Origin of the sequence: Pseudomonas sp. NPDC087615 (assembly GCF_044743445.1) — a bacterium.
Classification (GTDB): Bacteria; Pseudomonadota; Gammaproteobacteria; order Pseudomonadales; family Pseudomonadaceae; genus Aquipseudomonas; species Aquipseudomonas baetica_A.
The window spans coordinates 79,173-93,627 of record NZ_JBIUWM010000020.1 but is presented as its reverse complement, the minus strand read 5'-3'; the positions used below and the strand labels follow the sequence as shown (position 1 = coordinate 93,627).

General features: G+C 60.6%; 16 protein-coding genes. 7 read left to right on the top strand and 9 right to left on the bottom strand.

Annotation, left to right across the window (positions count from 1 at the left end; all coding sequences use genetic code 11):
• The first annotated feature begins 198 nt into the window (after window positions 1-198).
• Entirely contained in the window at window positions 199-1,380 is a 1,182-nt protein-coding gene (locus ACIOU6_RS12560; protein ID WP_401136593.1) for a CaiB/BaiF CoA transferase family protein, read from the top strand.
• A 109-nt stretch (window positions 1,381-1,489) separates the two neighbouring features.
• Here the strand turns inward: ACIOU6_RS12560 and ACIOU6_RS12555 are convergent, their stop codons facing one another.
• Window positions 1,490-1,984, bottom strand: a complete 495-nt coding sequence (locus tag ACIOU6_RS12555) for a SprT family zinc-dependent metalloprotease (RefSeq protein ID WP_221733026.1) — start codon at window positions 1,982-1,984, stop codon at window positions 1,490-1,492.
• Window positions 1,985-2,133: 149 nt separating this feature from the next.
• Window positions 2,134-2,736: a Yip1 family protein gene (locus ACIOU6_RS12550; RefSeq protein ID WP_007917515.1), complete on the bottom strand. Its 603-nt coding sequence runs from the start codon at window positions 2,734-2,736 to the stop codon at window positions 2,134-2,136.
• 288 nt (window positions 2,737-3,024) lie between these two features.
• Between ACIOU6_RS12550 and ttcA the strand changes: the two genes are divergently transcribed.
• Window positions 3,025-3,849, top strand: a complete 825-nt coding sequence (gene ttcA / locus ACIOU6_RS12545; protein WP_221733025.1) for a tRNA 2-thiocytidine(32) synthetase TtcA — start codon at window positions 3,025-3,027, stop codon at window positions 3,847-3,849.
• A gap of 131 nt (window positions 3,850-3,980) precedes the next feature.
• Window positions 3,981-4,655 carry a DNA-3-methyladenine glycosylase I gene (locus tag ACIOU6_RS12540; protein ID WP_221733024.1) on the top strand — a complete coding sequence of 225 codons (675 nt, stop codon included), beginning with the start codon at window positions 3,981-3,983 and terminating at the stop codon, window positions 4,653-4,655.
• Window positions 4,656-4,754: 99 nt separating this feature from the next.
• Here the strand turns inward: ACIOU6_RS12540 and ACIOU6_RS12535 are convergent, their stop codons facing one another.
• The 3 genes from ACIOU6_RS12535 to arsC are packed head-to-tail and all read right to left on the bottom strand — an operon-like array spanning window position 4,755 to window position 6,128.
• Window positions 4,755-5,180, bottom strand: a complete 426-nt coding sequence (locus tag ACIOU6_RS12535) for a DUF2069 domain-containing protein (RefSeq protein ID WP_221733023.1) — start codon at window positions 5,178-5,180, stop codon at window positions 4,755-4,757.
• A gap of 1 nt (window position 5,181) precedes the next feature.
• The gene (gene wrbA, locus ACIOU6_RS12530) at window positions 5,182-5,778 is read right to left on the bottom strand and encodes an NAD(P)H:quinone oxidoreductase (RefSeq protein ID WP_221733022.1); all 597 of its coding nucleotides are present in this window, start codon (window positions 5,776-5,778) and stop codon (window positions 5,182-5,184) included.
• On the bottom strand, window positions 5,775-6,128 hold the full coding sequence (arsC, locus tag ACIOU6_RS12525) for an arsenate reductase (glutaredoxin) (RefSeq protein WP_221733021.1): 354 nt from the start codon (window positions 6,126-6,128) through the stop codon (window positions 5,775-5,777). The genes wrbA and arsC overlap by 4 nt, the downstream gene beginning before the upstream one ends.
• 113 nt (window positions 6,129-6,241) lie before the next feature.
• On the opposite strand from arsC, the gene ACIOU6_RS12520 reads away from it, so the two are divergent.
• The gene (locus ACIOU6_RS12520) at window positions 6,242-6,709 is read left to right on the top strand and encodes a TlpA disulfide reductase family protein (protein WP_401136587.1); all 468 of its coding nucleotides are present in this window, start codon (window positions 6,242-6,244) and stop codon (window positions 6,707-6,709) included.
• Window positions 6,710-6,775: 66 nt separating this feature from the next.
• Here the strand turns inward: ACIOU6_RS12520 and ACIOU6_RS12515 are convergent, their stop codons facing one another.
• The gene (locus ACIOU6_RS12515; protein ID WP_221733019.1) at window positions 6,776-7,180 is read right to left on the bottom strand and encodes an META domain-containing protein; all 405 of its coding nucleotides are present in this window, start codon (window positions 7,178-7,180) and stop codon (window positions 6,776-6,778) included.
• Entirely contained in the window at window positions 7,180-7,614 is a 435-nt protein-coding gene (locus ACIOU6_RS12510; protein ID WP_401136584.1) for a hypothetical protein, read from the bottom strand. The genes ACIOU6_RS12515 and ACIOU6_RS12510 overlap by 1 nt, the downstream gene beginning before the upstream one ends.
• Window positions 7,615-7,747: 133 nt before the next feature.
• On the opposite strand from ACIOU6_RS12510, the gene ACIOU6_RS12505 reads away from it, so the two are divergent.
• A complete protein-coding gene (locus tag ACIOU6_RS12505) occupies window positions 7,748-8,203 on the top strand; it encodes a hypothetical protein (RefSeq protein ID WP_401136582.1) in 456 nt (151 codons plus the stop codon).
• Between the two features lie 12 nt (window positions 8,204-8,215).
• Here the strand turns inward: ACIOU6_RS12505 and ACIOU6_RS12500 are convergent, their stop codons facing one another.
• Window positions 8,216-9,205: a 2-hydroxyacid dehydrogenase gene (locus ACIOU6_RS12500; protein ID WP_221733016.1), complete on the bottom strand. Its 990-nt coding sequence runs from the start codon at window positions 9,203-9,205 to the stop codon at window positions 8,216-8,218.
• 82 nt (window positions 9,206-9,287) lie between these two features.
• Window positions 9,288-12,041: a response regulator gene (locus ACIOU6_RS12495; RefSeq protein ID WP_221733058.1), complete on the bottom strand. Its 2,754-nt coding sequence runs from the start codon at window positions 12,039-12,041 to the stop codon at window positions 9,288-9,290.
• A gap of 219 nt (window positions 12,042-12,260) precedes the next feature.
• Between ACIOU6_RS12495 and ACIOU6_RS12490 the strand changes: the two genes are divergently transcribed.
• Together ACIOU6_RS12490 and ACIOU6_RS12485 are read left to right on the top strand one after the other, a co-directional pair.
• Entirely contained in the window at window positions 12,261-12,983 is a 723-nt protein-coding gene (locus ACIOU6_RS12490; protein ID WP_401136579.1) for a response regulator transcription factor, read from the top strand.
• The gene (locus ACIOU6_RS12485; RefSeq protein WP_401136577.1) at window positions 12,970-14,394 is read left to right on the top strand and encodes a histidine kinase sensor domain-containing protein; all 1,425 of its coding nucleotides are present in this window, start codon (window positions 12,970-12,972) and stop codon (window positions 14,392-14,394) included. Before ACIOU6_RS12490 ends, ACIOU6_RS12485 begins: the two co-directional genes overlap by 14 nt.
• Window positions 14,395-14,455 lie beyond the last annotated feature (61 nt).

Sequence of the window (14,455 nt, the reverse complement as noted above, 5' to 3'; positions counted from 1 at the left end):
ACAAAAATGCCCCGTATCTTTCGATGCGGGGCATTTTCTTAAACCGCGATGCAGATTGCTAGGTTTTCACACAGTCTGTTCGGCGGGTTTTTTTTGGCCTGCGATTTGAGCGCAACGGTCATGTTTACTGACACATCCGGTGATTGCTGCATGGCGGTTAGCTGCCTAGGCTGAGTGCATCGCACAAGGAGTTCGCCCATGTCCGCACCGCTGGCCTCACTTAAAATTCTGGATTTCTCGACATTGTTGCCGGGGCCGTTCGCCTCGCTGCTGCTGGCGGACATGGGCGCCGACGTGCTGCGCATCGAATCGCCCTCGCGCATGGATCTGTTGCGGGTGCTGCCGCCCCATGACAGCGGGGTATCAGCCAGTCACGCGTATCTCAATCGCAACAAGCGCAGCCTGGCGCTGGACCTCAAACAGCCCGCAGCGCTGGACGTGATCAAACAGTTGCTGGGCGATTACGACATCGTGCTTGAGCAGTTTCGCCCCGGTGTGATGGAGCGTTTGGGGCTGGGTTACGAGGCGTTGAAAGCAATCAATCCGAAGCTGATTTACGTGTCGATCACCGGTTACGGCCAGACCGGGCCTTACAGGGATCGCGCCGGCCACGACATTAACTATCTGGCCCTGGCCGGGCTGTCCAGTTACACCGGCCGCGCCGACAGCGGGCCTTTGCCGCTGGGCATGCAGGTGGCAGACGTCGCCGGCGGCTCGCTGCATGGAGTGATTGGTCTGTTGGCGGCGGTGATCGCGCGTCAGCAAACCGGGCAGGGCACGCATCTGGACGTGAGCATGACGGACTGCGCCTTCAGCCTGAATGCCATGGCCGGCGCCGGCTATCTGGCTTGCGGCGAGGAGCCGGGATGGGAAGACCAGATGCTCAATGGCGGCAGCTTCTACGACTATTACCGTTCCCGCGATGGGCGCTGGATGTCGGTGGGCAGTTTGGAGCCGGGTTTCATGCAGCCACTGTGTACGGCGCTGGGCCGGCCGGAGCTGGCGGCGCACGGATTGTCCCCCAAGCCTGAGCAACAGCAGGCGCTCAAGGAGGCGTTGAAGGTTGAATTTGAGAAGCATGACTTTGCCGAACTGTGCGCGTTGTTCGCCGGGATCGATGCCTGTGTCGAACCGGTGTTGAGCCTGGGTGAGGCGGTGCAGCATCCACAGTTGCAGGCGCGGGAACTGGTGACGCAGGTGCCGCGGGGGGATGGCACGACGCAGACGCAGATGGCTTGTCCGCTGAAGTTTTCCGAGGCTTTACCAGCGCCGCGGCATGTCGGGGCGGTGTTGGGGCAGCATACGGATCAGGTGTTGGGGGCGTTGGGGTTTAGTGCTGAGCGGATTACCGAATTGCGTGTAGCCAAGGTAATTCTTTAGTGCCTGTGCAGGCTCTATCGCTGGCAGGCTAGCTTTCACACTGGATGTGTCTGCGGCGCAGTCAATGTGGGAGCCAGCCTGCTAGCGGTGGGGCCAGTTCTAACAACACTTATTCCACCCGCATCTCACCACTGAACACCAACGTGTTGCGGCATCTGCGGCACAAATACCGCCGCCCCTGCCGTACCAGGCTATGACGCTGCGCCGAAAACGGAAAATCGCTGTCTGCACACGGGCATTTATAGATATAGCGCGTCACGCTGCGGCGTTTGACTTGATAGGTATGGCAGCGATCCGGCGGCAGTTCATAAACGCCGCGCATGATCAGTTGCCACTCCTCGCCGTGGGGCTGAATGCGGTCGCCAAACAGTTGATGGGCGATCAGGTGCGCGACTTCATGGGCCACGGTCTGCTTGAGGAAATGCTCGGTGTTTTCCCGGTACAGCTGTGGGTTGAAGCGCAGCAGGTTCTCGTGCAGATGCGCGACCCCGGCTTTTTGCCCGCGCAGCTTGAGGCTCACCACAGGGCGTTGGAAGTGACGTTTGAAAAAGGATTCAGCGAGTTGGTAACAGTCTTCGACGCGGGTATTGAGTTGCTCGGGCATGCTTGATGGATCTCCAGAGGTGTCGAGTATGCCGCAACCCTTGGGACTTGCGAATCGCCGAACTGCCGAATGGTCGTCACCCTCACGAGAAGGCCGCCTTGCGGCGGCCTCTATTGGCAGGTCTGGTTTTTCTCAGGCAGGACGCTTTTCTAGTTGGTATAGACCGGGCCGACGCCCAGCCCCCAGACGATCACGGTGAAAGCCATGATGGCCACGAGCACCACCAGGCCCACCGCCAGCACCGAGCTGGAAAACAGAAAACCCTCGTCGGATGGAATATTCATGAAGGTCGGAAGACCGACATAGAGCAGATACACCGTGTAGCAGATGGCCGCCGTACCGACGATCATCCCCAGCCACATATGCGGATACAACGCCGCCAACCCGCCGACGAACAGCGGTGTCGCGGTGTAAGTGGCGAATGCAACACAACGGGCCAGGCTCGGGTTGGCGTCATAGGTGCGCGCCATCCAGTGCACGAAGGCCCCCATGACCGCGACGCCGCCAAGCATTGCCAGGTATGACATGACCGTCATCCAGATCGCGCTTTCGACCGTGAGCATCACGGGGGCGCGGTTGCCGATCACCCAGCCGACCTGGGTGGTGCCGATGAAGGCCGAAACAGCCGGGATGGCCGCCAGGATCAGCGTGTGCGTCAGATACATGTGGCTGATGCTTTCCTCTTGGTCGCCACGGATTTCTTTCCATTCCTGATCGGGGTGGGTAAAAAGTCCCACTACGTGATGGATCATGCCAGTCACTCCTCTTGTTATTGCCATCGCCCCCCAGCGGAGCGCCTACGGGCCAATGAGGCCGAGCAAGTTCAGGTCTTCAAATGTGTGCGACCTTACGACGCAGTATAGAAAGGTCTTAACCGCACCGGGACTAGGGGCTTAGAGCAAATCGCGCTGTAAACACAGGGGTTAATCGCCGTGGGGTCTGTAAAGGACGAATCGGCCAATGGCGACAACCTGTGACCACAAACTCAGGGTTTTTGCGTAAAATGCCGGCCTTTCGTCACACCTCACGGATTTCGCGTCATGGGCACTCTTACGGTCAACCAGAACAAACTGCAAAAGCGCCTGCGCCGCCTGGCCGGCGAAGCGGTCGCCGATTTCAACATGATCGAAGATGGCGACAAGGTCATGGTCTGCCTGTCCGGGGGCAAGGACAGCTACACCATGCTCGACGTACTGATGCACCTGCAGAAGGTTGCACCGATCAAGTTCGAGATCGTCGCCGTGAACATGGACCAGAAGCAGCCGGGGTTCCCCGAGCACGTGCTGCCGGCCTACCTCAAAGAACTGGGCATCGAGTACCACATCGTCGAGAAAGACACTTACTCGGTGGTGAAAGAACTGATCCCGGAAGGCAAGACCACGTGCTCGCTGTGCTCGCGCCTGCGTCGTGGCACGCTGTACACCTTCGCCGATGAAATCGGTGCGACCAAAATGGCCCTCGGTCATCACCGCGACGACATCGTCGAAACGTTCTTCCTCAATATGTTCTTCAACGGCTCGCTCAAGGCGATGCCGCCCAAGCTGCGCGCCGACGACGGTCGCAACGTGGTGATCCGCCCGCTGGCGTACTGCAACGAGAAAGACATTCAGGCTTACTCGGACTTGAAGGAATTCCCGATCATCCCGTGCAACCTCTGCGGTTCGCAGGAAAACCTGCAGCGTCAGGTGGTCAAGGAAATGCTTCAGGACTGGGATCGCAAGACCCCGGGCCGCACCGAAAGCATCTTTCGCAGTTTGCAGAACGTGGTGCCGTCGCAACTGGCTGACCGCAACCTGTTCGACTTCACCAGTCTGAAGATCGACGAGACGGCGGCTTCGCGCTTCGTCAATATCGTCAACCTGTAAACATCATCCCTGTGGGAGCGGGCTTGCTCGCGAAGGCGTCGTCTCAGTCGACATATGTGCTGAATGACACAACGCCTTCGCGAGCATGCCTGCACACATTGGTTTCTTCGCTTCATTCAATAGGAGAGGGCATGCGCGATTACAAGTGGCTGCACGAATACTGTCTGAACCGCTTTGGTTCAGCGGCTGAACTGGAAGCCCATCTGCCCGTTCCCAAGACCCCGGCGCAACTGCGCAAGATCAGCGACGACCGCTACCTCTCGACCATGGCGCTGCGCGTGTTTCGCGCCGGGCTCAAGCACAGCTTGGTCGACGCCAAGTGGCCGGCGTTTGAAGAGGTGTTCTTCAAGTTTGACCCGGAGAAAGTCGTGCTGATGAGCGCCGAGCACCTTGAGCGGCTGATGCAGGACGCGCGGATCATCCGCCACTTGGGCAAGCTCAAGAGTGTGCCGCGCAATGCGCAGTTCATTCTGGATGTGGAGAAGGAGAAGGGCAGTTTCGGCGCGTTGATTGCCGAGTGGCCGGTAACCGATATTGTCGGTCTGTGGACCTACCTGAAAAAGCACGGCCATCAGTTGGGCGGACTGTCGGCGCCGCGCTTTTTGCGCATGGTCGGCAAGGATACGTTTGTGCCGAGCTACGACGTGGTCGCGGCTCTGAATGCACAGAAGATCGTCGACAAGGCGCCGACCAGTCTGCGCGATCTGGCCATTGTGCAGAATGTGTTCAACCAGTGGCATGAAGAGAGTGGCGGCCGGCCGATGAGCCAGATTTCGATGATGCTGGCTTATACCGTCAATCACTGACACCGAGTCCGCCCCTTCGCGAGCAGGCCCGCTCCCACAAAGGATCTGTGGCGTTCACAAATCCCCTGTGGGAGCGGGCTTGCTCGCGATGGCGCCGGCTCAGGCGACGGAAATCTCGCCTTCACCCGCCAGCTTGCGATTCAACTGATACCGCCACCGCACATACAGCAGCGCCGAGCAGAACACCGCCAGGCTCGCGAGCATCTCCAGAATGCCGAACAACTGCCGGTTCGGGTCATACGCCGCCAGCGCGCCTTTGATGAAATAAAGATTCACCACAAAGCACATCCACGAATGGCCGCGAGCGCTGCCCATGATCATGGCCGGTGCGAGGACGATCCACGGGATCAGCTCGACCAGCAGAATCACCCACGGTCGCGCACCGTGCAGGTCGGCAAAGATCAGGTAGTAAGCGGCGAGCAATCCGGCCAGGCCGAAAAAGCACAACAGACTGATAATCCGCATCGCTTTGACGCGCGGCTCGAGCCACGCGACGGAGGGCAGAATCTTCGGCTTCCTGGCCATGTCAGTCCTCCAGTTTTTGGGCAGTCTTGGCCAGACGCAGGCCGAGTGCGCGACACAGTGCCACTTCGTGCTGATCGAGACCGCTTTTACCATCAGCCCCGGCATGATGGCTGGCGCCGTAAGGCGTGCCGCCGCCCTGGGTTTCCAGCAGCGCCGATTCGCTGTACGGCAGGCCGGTGATCAGCATGCCGTGGTGCAACAGGGGCAGCATCATCGACAGCAACGTGGTTTCCTGACCGCCGTGCAGGCTGGCGGTGGAAGTGAACACGCCGGCTGGTTTGCCGACCAGTGCGCCGGTCAGCCACAGATTGCTGGTGCCATCGAGGAAGTACTTGAGCGGTGCGGCCATGTTGCCAAAACGGGTCGGACTGCCCAGCGCCAGACCGGCGCAGTTCTTCAGGTCATCGAGGGTGGCGTAGAGCGCGCCTTCATCAGGGATGTCCGAGGCCACGGCTTCGCATTCGGTGGAGATCGCCGGCACGGTACGCAGGCGTGCTTCAAGACCGGCCTGCTCGACGCCGCGGGCAATCTGCCGGGCCATCTCGTTGGTCGAGCCGCTGCGGCTGTAATACAACACCAGAATGTAAGGCGCGCTCACGGCAGCAACTCCAGGATCTGTTCCGGTGGACGGCCGATGACGGCTTTGTCGCCGACTTCGAGAATCGGTCGCTCCATCAGTTTTGGATGCTGGGCGATGGCGGCGATCAGTTGATCTTCGCTGAGGCTACTGTCGGCGAGTTGAAGCATTTTGTATTCATCTTCCCCGGTGCGCAGCAGTTGCCGTGCGCTGATCCCCAGCTTGCCGAGCAACGCCTTGATGTGCGCCGCGTCCAGCGGGGTTTCGAGGTAACGCACGACGTTCGGGGTCAGGCCGCGGGCTTCCAGCAGTTCCAGTGCGCCGCGGGATTTCGAGCAGCGCGGATTGTGATAAAGCGTCAGATCGGTCATGGCGGGTCGCTTCTGGCGTAAAGTGGCGGCTATTCTAACTGTGCAGCGCACAATCCAGAACCTTCAGAGACGATGGGTCGCAGGCGCATTCAAATTTTCACAAGGAACACGACATGACACGGCGATTGGCAGCGGCATTGACCATAATCGGGGCGTTGATGCTGGGGGGCTGCGGCAATGATTACGGCATCGACCAGAATGGTCAGAAGGTGGCGTCCCAGCGCCTGGACAAACAATGGGTGGTGCTCAACTACTGGGCCGAATGGTGCGGGCCGTGCCGGACCGAAATCCCGGAGCTCAACCATCTGGCAGACGAGCTCAAGAGCAAGAACGTCGGCGTGTTCGGGGTCAACTTCGACAACGTGCAGGGGGAAGAGTTGAAGAGCGCCAGCGAAAAACTGGGCATCAAGTTCACCGTGCTGGCGCAGGATCCGGCGGAGTTGTTCGAGTTGCCGCGCAGCGAGGCGTTGCCGGTGACTTACATCATCGACAACAAAGGCAAGGTGCGGGAGCAGTTGCTGGGTGAGCAGACGGCGGCCGGGGTGATGGCCAAGCTTGAGGCGTTGCAGGCCACCCAGTAGGCACGCCGAGCCTCTGTGGCCAGTGAGCTTCTGTGGTGAGGGGGTAAATCCCCTCACCACAAATGATCAACCCTCTTCCAGCCACCAGCGCAGCGGTTTGCCTTGCGCCGGCCAGAAGCGCATCTGCTCGATGGGCGAGATGTCCCAGCGCTGCACGCCTTCCAATGCCTGCAGGAAACGCTGCTCCTGCTCCATCAGTGCCGGCGCGCACAGTTTGCGGGTCTTACCGATCTTGCCGAAGCTCAGCTTGTCGCCATCAAGCGTGTAAGGCGCGAACCAATGGTTGCAGCCGCCGTTGCCATAGGCGCGACCATCATCGCCAAGGGTCACGGTCAGATGGCTGTAATCCATCAATGGCCGCTCGCCGATCCACTCCAGAATGTAGCTGCGGTTCTGTTGCAACTGCACAGGCTCCGCGGCGCAGCCCATCAGGCCAACACCGACCAGAGCGGTCAGGGCAAGGCGTTTCATCACGCAGGCTCCTGGCATTTCGGGCACAGGTGCTTGTCGCCAACGGCTTTCCAGCCCAGATCGGCGATGCGCGCGGTGGCGGCCGGTTTTTCTGCGGTTTTGCCCAGCTTGGCGTCGACGGCGAATTCAAAGCTCAGCTCTTTGGCGCAGCTGTCGCAGTTGACCTGCCAGGTGTGAATCGCCAGTTCGCCGAACACCGGGCCTGTGGTCATCGCGGTCCATTGTCCCGGCGGATTGATCAGGTGGCGGACGGTTTCGACGGTCAGGCGCATGGACAAGTCCTTGCTGCCTTTGAGGGTGACCAACAGGGCATCACCGATGCGGATCGAGCCACCATTGCCGGTGACCTGATAGCGGCCCGGAACGAGGGCGCGGCATTCGGTGAGGGTGTGTTGCGGGTTCATCAGGTTGTAGCGGAAATCGTGTTCGACCATGGGTCCTCCAAATATGCGCGACATGCTAGCACGGGCCACGTTGCAGAATGACGCACGCATGTGACCTTCGATCAGGTTCAAATCGGCTTGCACACATGGCAAACTGCCGCCCTCGACTCTGAAGGAACGGAACATGGCGCTTATCGAATGTTATGAATGCAAGCGCAGCATCAGCTCAGAAGCCTCGGCGTGCATTCATTGCGGGGCTCCGATGGCAGAGCAGCCAACCCACGCACAAGCGCAGACCGCAGCGGCACCCGTTCAGCCTTCGACGATTTCATTCGGCAGTCTGCCGCGCAACCAGGCTGTGCCCGAGGCATTTGTCCCTCCCGCGCCTGAGCCTTTGCCAAAAGTCATGCCGGCCGCAGCGGGGCGTCGGCGGCGTCAACAGGCTGAACAAACGGTTGCGCCGCCCATCAATGAAGATGGCAGCCGTCCGGTGGAAAGCTGGCTGAAGATCATGGTGTTCCTGTTGCCGATGGTTTTCGTCTGGTTCCTGCTGCGCAGCGGGCACTCGGCGAAGCAGCGGTTTTTCGGCTTCGGCTGGCTGGCGCTATTGATTTTGGCGTCCTCGCTATCACCGAAATAAAACGTTAAACCCTCAACCCTCGACCTGGTTTTGCGGCGATCCTGCCGCCCAGCTCGCGATGTTGTGCAGGGTCGTTGCGGCAATCGCGCCCAGCGCCTCGTGCGTCAGAAACGCCTGATGCGCGGTGATGATCACGTTCGGGAAGGTCAGCAATCGCGCCAGCACGTCGTCCTGCAACGGCAGGTCGGAGCGATCCTCGAAAAACAACTGCGCTTCTTCCTCATACACATCCAGCCCCAGATAGCCGAGCTGGCCGTCCTTCAAGGCGTCGATCAACGCTGGAGTGTCGACCAAAGCGCCGCGTCCGGTGTTGATCAGCATGGCGCCGGCTTGCATGTGCGCCAGTGAATCACGGTTGATCAGGTGTTTGCTCTGCTCGTTGAGCGGGCAGTGCAGGCTGACGATTCGCGATTGCGCAAGCAACTCCGGCAGGCTCAGATAGCGTGCGCCGAGCGCCAGGACGTCGGGGTTTGGATACGGATCGCAGGCCAGCAATTCACAGCCGAAACCGTGCATGATTTTAGCGAACGTGGCGCCGATCTGCCCGGTGCCGACGATGCCGACCGTCTTGCCGACCAGATCAAATCCGGTCAGCCCATGCAGGCTGAAATCGCCCTCGCGGGTGCGGTTGTACGCGCGGTGCAAGCGCCGGTTGAGGGCCAGGATCAGCGCGACAGCATGTTCGGCCACGGCATGGGGCGAGTAGGCCGGGACACGCACGACGGTCAGGCCGAGACGTTTGGCTGCGGCCAGATCGACATGGTTGTAACCGGCCGAGCGCAAGGCAATCAATCGAGTGCCGCCGGCGGCCAGTCGCTCCAGCACCGCGTCGCTGAGATCGTCATTGATGAACGCGCAAACCACGTCGTGTCTGTCGGCCAACGCGGCGGTGTCGAGGCTGAGCCGGGCAGGTTGAAAATGCAGTTCGATGTCCGCCGGGCAGTCGGCCGCGAGAAAGCTGTCGCGGTCGTAGGCCTGGCTGCTGAAAACGATCGTGCGCATGAAATCCTCCTGGAACATCGACTCGGGTTGAAGCACCCGAGTCCACTTTAGCCGGGGCTGCATCGAACGGCATTGCGCTGGATCAGGCGCTGATCCTCGCTTGCGCTGCCAGTCGGTTCATCGCTCGCTCCAGTTCATCGAGGGCCTGCGCGGCTTTCGGGTCGTCCTGTTTGAGCAGGGTTTCGCTGCGCTGACAGGCGGCGCGCAATTGCGGTACGCCGCAGTAACGTGTGGCGCCGTGCAGGCGATGGACACGTTCGATCAGTGCATTCTGGTCGTGGCTGTCGCGTGCATTGCGGATGGCTTCGCGGTCGGCCTCCAGCGAGGCCAGCAACATCGCCAGCATGTCTGCCGCCAGATCGGCTTTACCGGCAGCCAGACGCAAACCTTCCTCGTGATCGAGTACCGGCAGTTCGTTTTGGCCGGCAGTGTTTTCGCTGGCCCGCTCCGGCCCCTGATTGCGCAGGGCCAGACCGGTCCACTTCAACACGACCTGCGCCAGTTGCCGTTCGCTGATCGGTTTGGTCAGGTAGTCGTCCATGCCGCTTTGCAGCAACGCACGTTTTTCGTTGGCCATGGCGTGGGCGGTGAGGGCGACGATCGGCAGCGGCGTGCAATGCCGCTCACTTTCCCACTGGCGGATGGTTTCGGTGCTCTGGCGACCGTCCATACCCGGCATCTGCACGTCCATCAATACCAGGTCGAAGGATTCGGTCTGCACCGCTTTGACAGCGGCGTAACCGCTTTCCACGGCGAGGACCTTGGCGCCCATGTCTTCGAGCAAGGTTTGCACCAGCAAGAGGTTGGCCGGGTTGTCATCGACGCAAAGCACTCGCGGCGCGCGACTCGACAGCGGCTCGCCGGGTTCGGTGCGCGGTTGGCGCGGGTTGGCCAGATCCGACAGCGCCCGGCGCAGTTTGCGCGTGCAGGCCGGTTTGGCTTGCAACTGGCTGTGCGGATTGGGCACCGACAGATGGAACAGCGTCTGCTCGGTGGTCGGGCACAGTACCAGCACTTTGCAACCCAGGTGTTCGAGGTCCCAGATATGCTGGTTCAGACGTTCCGGCAACATGTCGTTGCTGGTGATGCCGATCACCGCCAGATCAATCGCCTGATCGGTCTGATGCGCGCCGGTGACGCCATTGGTCAGGCTTTCCAGGGTATTGAACGGTGTGACGTTGAGGCCGCAGTCTTCCAGTTGATGCTGCAAGGCCTGACGCGCCAGTTCGTGGTTTTCCAGTACCGCCACCCGACGTCCGAGCAGCGGCGCCGAGGGCAGGTCTTCGGCATCGTCGCGGGCCTTGGGCAGGCTCAGGCTGATCCAGAATTCCGAGCCTTCGCCCGGCGTGCTCTCGACGCCGATTTCGCCGCCCATCTGTTCGATCAGTCGCTTGGAAATCACCAGACCCAAACCGGTGCCTCCGGGTTGGCGCGACAACGAGTTGTCAGCCTGACTGAAGGCCTGGAACAACGCCCGTACGTCCTGGCTCGACAAGCCGATGCCAGTGTCCTGAATGCTGATGCGCAGTTGCACGCTGTCCTCGTGCTCTTCCTCAAGCATGGCCCGGGCGACGATGGTGCCTTCGCGGGTGAACTTGATCGCGTTGCTGACCAGGTTGGTGAGGATCTGCTTCAGGCGCAACGGGTCGCCGACCAGCGACAGAGGCGTGTCGCGGTACACCAGGCTGACCAGTTCAAGCTGTTTGGCGTGGGCGGCCGGGGCAAGAATCGTCAGGGTGTCCTGCAACAGATCGCGCAGGTTGAACGGGATATGGTCGAGCACCAGTTTGCCGGCCTCGATTTTCGAGAAATCGAGGATCTCGTTAATGATGCCCAAGAGGCTGTCGGCGGACTTTTCAATGGTGCCCAGATAGTCGAGCTGACGCGGCGTCAGTTCGCTTTTCTGCAATAGGTGAGTGAAGCCGAGAATGCCATTGAGCGGCGTGCGAATCTCGTGGCTCATGTTGGCGAGGAACTCGGATTTGATCCGGCTCGCCTCCAGCGCCTCTTTGCGGGCCAGGTCCAGTTCGATGTTCTGGATTTCGATGGTTTCCAGGTTCTGGCGCACGTCTTCGGTGGCTTGATCGACGCTGTGCTGCAATTCTTCGCGGGCGTTTTGCAGGGTACCGGCCATGCGGTTGATGCCCGACGCCAGTTCATCGAGCTCCTGGCTGCCAAGGGGGGGCAGGCGGGTTTCCAGATGACCGTCCTTGAGTTGCGCGACGGCTTGTTTGATTTGGCCCAGCGGGCGGTTGATGGTGCGCCCCATGCGCAACGCGAGCAAAGCCGCGCCGGCGAGGCCTGCGGCGATCAGCAGCAGGCTGGCGAACAGGCTGCGATAACCGCGCAGCAGCATGCCGTTGTGGGACAGCTCCAGTTCGACCCAGCCCAGCAGGCGGTCGGACTCTTCGGGGATCACCTCGCCGGCAAGGTTGCGGTGTTTGCCGAAGACCGGCATCAGGTAACGAGTTGCGTCATTGCCGCTGCGCCGTTGCAGGTGGGCGCTGTCGCCGCTCGGCGCCTGATTGAGCATGGTGGGGCCGGCGTGGGCCAGCGGCGTGCGATCCGGCGCGAGGAAGGTCACCGCGCGCATGTCCGGTTGTTCGAGGGACTGGGTGGCAATGCGTTCGAGCAATTCGTTGTTGCCATGGCCCATGGCGGGAGCTACCAGCGGCGCCAGTTGCTCGGCGATCATTTCGCCACGCTGCATCAATTGGGTCTGCAAGTCGGACTGCTGCGTCCAGGTGAAATAACCACCCAGCACCAGCGCCATCAGGCTGGTCGGCAACAAGGTCAGCAGCATCACGCGACCTTTGATTCCCAGTTTCTTGAGCACACCTGTCTCCCGCATCCCGCTGATCTGTTGACTCATGCGTGCATCCGGCACGCGGCATGGGCGCAGTGTAGCGATTTGCTCGCGGGCAATCTCCGGAAAAATGGTGTCGTGGTCGGTCTGTGCATCGGTGCGCGTTTGTCCGGCAGGTCAAGCTTGGGTTGCCCGATGTCCCTCAATCTTGAATAATTGCGCTCAACTGAGAATTATTTGCAGATAGTCATGAATCCTGTTTCCGTCGTTCAGCCACGCATTCTTTCCATCGAAGACGATCCGGTCCTGGGTGCCTACGTTCACGAACACCTGGGCCGCAGCGGCTTTCAGGTGACGTGGTGCCAGAACGGCCAGGAAGGTCTGAACATCGCTCAGCATCAACCGTTTGACGTGGTGCTGATGGATATTCTGCTGCCCGGGCTGGACGGTCTCAAGGTGCTGACCCAGTTGCGCCAGAGTCATTCGACACCGGTGTTGCTGATGTCGGCGCTGGGAGCCGAGGCTGATCGCATCAGTGGTTTCCGCTTGGGCGCCGATGACTATTTGCCCAAGCCGTTCAGCATGGCCGAGTTGCATGTGCGCATCGAAGCGATTCTGCGGCGGGTGGCCCTGGATCGTCGCCCGGCGGCTGTCGCGGTGCCCATGGCGCTGGGTACGCTGCGTTTCGCCGATGAACAAAGCGATGTGTTCTTTCGCGAACAACCGGCGGGGCTGACCCGCAGCGAATTCCGTCTGCTGGAAACCCTCGATCGCAATGATGAGGAGGTGCTGAGCAAGGCCTTCCTTTATCAACATGTTTTGCAACGCGGTTACGCGGCCCATGACCGCAGCCTCGACATGCACATCAGCCAGATCCGCCGCAAACTCAAGGCCATCGGTTATACCGAGCGCGAAGTGCGCACGGTCTGGGGCAAGGGCTATGTGTTGAGTGCCGCTGATGAGAGTGTCTGAGCTGCCGGGGCGTCATTCGCTGTTCTGGAAGCTGGCCTTTCTGTTGGTGGCGTTCTGTTTGCTGATGATCTGGCTGAGCTGGTCATGGGGCCGGTACATGGAGCAACGCAATCAGTTTCTCTCCAACGAGGCGCGTGGCACCTTGATGCGTTATGCCAGCGAAGCCGAGCAGGCGTGGCAGCGGAGCCGGCGCGAAGGCGTCGATAGCTGGTTGCAGAGCATGGAGTTGCGCGAAGCCGCCTGGGTCGGCGTCATAGGCAGCAACTTGCAGTCGTTGAGCAATGAGCCGCTCAATGATCAGGAAATCCAGCACCTGACCTTTCTGCGCGGGCTCGACTGGCCGATACATAAGCAGGGCCGGCCGTGGCTGCGCATACCGTTTCCCCAAGAACCCTCCGTTGGCAGTCTGGTGATTGAACTCCCCGAGCGTTTTCTGCCGGGCAAATATCGAGTGTTCTGGCGGGTGATCACCAACGGCGTGATTCCCGGTCTGTTCACTTTATTACTGTGCGTTGGCTTATATCGCTTGCTGGTGGTGCCGCTGAACAACCTGCGTGAACAGGCCAACGCCTGGCGTGCCGATCAATTGAATGTGCGGCTGTCGAGCGGTATCACCCAGCGACCGGACGAACTCGGCGAGCTGGCCCGAGCCTTCGACTCGATGTCCGAACGTTTGCAATCGAGCGTCGCCCTGCAACAGCAATTGCTGCGCGACCTCTCCCATGAACTGCGTACACCGCTGAGTCGACTGCGCGTGGCCAGCGAAAGCGAGCAAAGCCTGGTGCAATTGCGCGAGCGCATCGGCCGTGAAGTCGACGGCATGCAACGGCTGGTCGAAGACACGCTGCAACTGGCCTGGCTCGACACTGATCGGTCGCCATTGCCGGATGAGGCCATCCAGATCCAGGCACTGTGGGAAATGCTCACCGATAACGCCTGTTATGAAAGCGGCTGGTCGAGTCTGCAATTGCAGTGCTCCGTCGAAGCGTCGTGCTGGGTGCGCGGCAATCTCAATACGCTGGCGCAGGCGCTGGAAAACATTTTGCGTAATGCCATTCGTCACTCGCCTGAGGGCGGGATCGTGCGCCTGGATGGGCGGCGGGAGGGGAATTATTGGCATCTGTGGCTGGAGGATCAGGGTGGCGGGGTGGCTGACGGGGATCTGCAGCGGATTTTTGATCCGTTCATTCGACTGGATGGGGCGCGGCCGGGCAATGGCGGGTTCGGGTTGGGGTTGAGCATTGCCAGGAATGCGGTGCAGCGCCAGGGCGGGACGTTGTGGGCGGAGAACAGCGGGACGGGGTTGCGGCTGAATTTGCGGTTGGTTGCTGATGAGGGGGTTGCTTCGACTGACGCTTTCGCGAGCAGGCTCGCTCCTGCATTGGGGTTGTGTTCGCCGCTGACTGTGTGAAGGAAACGGTTCTCTTGTAGGAGTGAGCCTGCTCGCGATGTAGTCCCATGGAATGTCCATT